The sequence below is a fragment of the Inhella sp. genome, from assembly GCF_027532025.1.
Lineage (GTDB): Bacteria > Pseudomonadota > Gammaproteobacteria > Burkholderiales > Burkholderiaceae_C > Inhella.
In genome coordinates this window covers 1-1,020 of sequence record NZ_JAPZSY010000098.1, presented here as the reverse complement: position 1 = coordinate 1,020, position 1,020 = coordinate 1, and the positions used below count along the sequence as shown (strand labels likewise).

Annotated in this window: 1 protein-coding gene and 1 pseudogene; both read right to left on the bottom strand. The window is 63.0% G+C overall.

The features are described 5' to 3' along the window. A pseudogene (gene ispH, locus O9335_RS12535) lies at positions 1-363 on the bottom strand (4-hydroxy-3-methylbut-2-enyl diphosphate reductase); the annotation flags it as partial. Between the two features lie 14 nt (positions 364-377). After that, on the bottom strand, positions 378-866 hold the full coding sequence (locus O9335_RS12530; protein WP_298388568.1) for an FKBP-type peptidyl-prolyl cis-trans isomerase: 489 nt from the start codon (positions 864-866) through the stop codon (positions 378-380). Positions 867-1,020 lie beyond the last annotated feature (154 nt).

The window sequence follows — 1,020 nt, the reverse complement described above, 5'->3', positions numbered from 1 at the left end:
GATCATGATGAACTCGTAGCCTTCCTTGTTGAGCTTGGCGACTTCGACGTGCACCTTGGTCACCAGCGGGCAGGTGGCGTCAAAAATCTGGAAGCCGCGCCGCTCGGCTTCTTTCTGGATGGCCTGGCTCACGCCGTGGGCGCTGAAGACCAGCGTGGCGCCCGGGGGCACGTCGTCGAGTTCTTCAATGAAGATCGCGCCCTTGTCCTTGAGGTCATTGACGACGTAGGTGTTGTGCACGATCTCGTGGCGAACATAAATCGGCCGGCCGAATTTCGTCAAGGCACGCTCGACGATTTCAATCGCGCGGTCTACGCCGGCGCAGAAACCGCGGGGCTCGGCCAGCAGTATTTCCTGGGGCATCAATTTGGATTCAGTCATAACACCCCAATCACTTGCACTTCAAACACCACAGGCTGGCCCGCCAGCGGGTGGTTGAAGTCGAACTGCACCGCGTCGCCGCCTTCCTTGATCTGCTGCACCGCGCCCGCGTACTGGCCCATGCCGTCCGGCGTGGGGAACTGCACCACATCGCCGACCTTGTATTGCTCGTCCGGATCGCCCAGTTCATTGAGCAGCTTGCGCGCAACCCACTGCACCAGCTCCGGGTTGCGCTCGCCAAAGGCCTCGCCGGCGGGCAGCTCGAACGTGGTGCGCGTGCCTTCGGCCAGGCCCAGCAGGCGCTGCTCGATGGCCGGCGACAGTTCGCCCGTGCCCAGGCTCAGCGTGGCGGGTTTGCCGTCAAAGGTGTTGATGATGTCGGCGCCCGGTTTTCCATCCACAGCGGGGCCTGCCATGCGGTAGTGCAGGGTCAGGAAGGAGCCCTGCTGGACAAGCGGGGCGGCAGAGAGTTCCACGGTGGACATAGGGCTTTCGGGGGCGGCCGGGCGGCAGGCCTGTTGGTAAAACGGGTAAAGAGCCTCTATTGTAGAAAGTACCGCCTGGCCGGGCCAACAACGGGGCAAAACCCCGGTTTTCCGGGTTTTTAACGCAGGGGGCGGGCCCGCCCTCACGGATACA

Excerpts from the sequence above, each read along its gene's own strand:
- O9335_RS12530 (WP_298388568.1), bottom strand. The coding sequence starts at position 866 with ATGTCCACCGTGGAACTCTCTGCCGCCCCGCTTGTCCAGCAGGGCTCC.